The organism is Psychrobacter sp. 1U2 (assembly GCF_051847575.1).
In genome coordinates, this window is sequence record NZ_JBPYDC010000746.1 from 1 (window position 1) to 860 (window position 860).

At 41.3% G+C, this 860-nt stretch carries 1 protein-coding gene; it reads left to right on the forward strand.

All coding sequences use genetic code 11. The annotated features are described in order from the left end of the window. Positions 1–41 precede the first annotated feature (41 nt). Positions 42–860: CheR family methyltransferase (locus tag ACS8FD_RS18495; protein WP_439276918.1), on the forward strand; the 819-nt coding region annotated here is incomplete at its 3' end.

Below are 860 nucleotides of genomic sequence, written 5' to 3' on the forward strand. Positions count from 1 at the left end.
AGACTTTCAAGATCATACTTCCGCTATGGCGTTGATAAAAAATGTCATTTAATACATCTAACGTGGGTACGGATATACACAAGGTAAATGGCTTAAGATCCAGTAAGTTTAAGCTCAATCATTTGAGACGCAACCATCTAAAAATAAATGAGCCGACCCTTTTTCGCTTAAAAGACAGGCCAATTGCAGTTGTTCAGTGGCAACGCTATATAGAACAAGAAATTGGTTTTGTCTTGCCAAGTGAGCAGTCTCAGTGGTTGTTGAATGCGATTGAAACCACTGCCACAGAAAATGAAATGTCTGTAGCAGAGCTTTGGGAAGCTATAAAAAAAGATAACAAACTGAACCAGCAGTTACTTGATACCGTACTTATTCCTGAAAGTCGTTTTTTTCGGCACGAACCTTCAATAGCGTTTATAACATCGCTGGCAAGTCAGTACAGTGCTCGGCTATCACAAAATATTATTGAAGACTATGCTAACGATAGCATTAGTAGTAGTAACGGTAGTAGTACAAGGCTCTTTCGTATATGGAGCGTCGGCTGTGCTACAGGCCAAGAAGTGTGGTCGTTGGCGATGAGTCTAGCTGCAAAAAACACCTCAAATTATGTGTTATTGGGCTCAGATGTTAGTCAAAAAGCGCTCACTAAGGCACGTAAAGGACAATATGATCAGCGACAACGACGACTTATTCCGTCAGAGTATCAGCACTTTACGCAACCATTAGCCGCTACCGACCAAAACGAAAATTCAGTATATTGGCGAGTAGTGCCAGAGTTGCATGAACAAGTCAGTTTTATCTGGCACAACATTTTTACTCAGGGTCTAGCGACCTTGCATCTGCAGCAAGTGATTGTATGT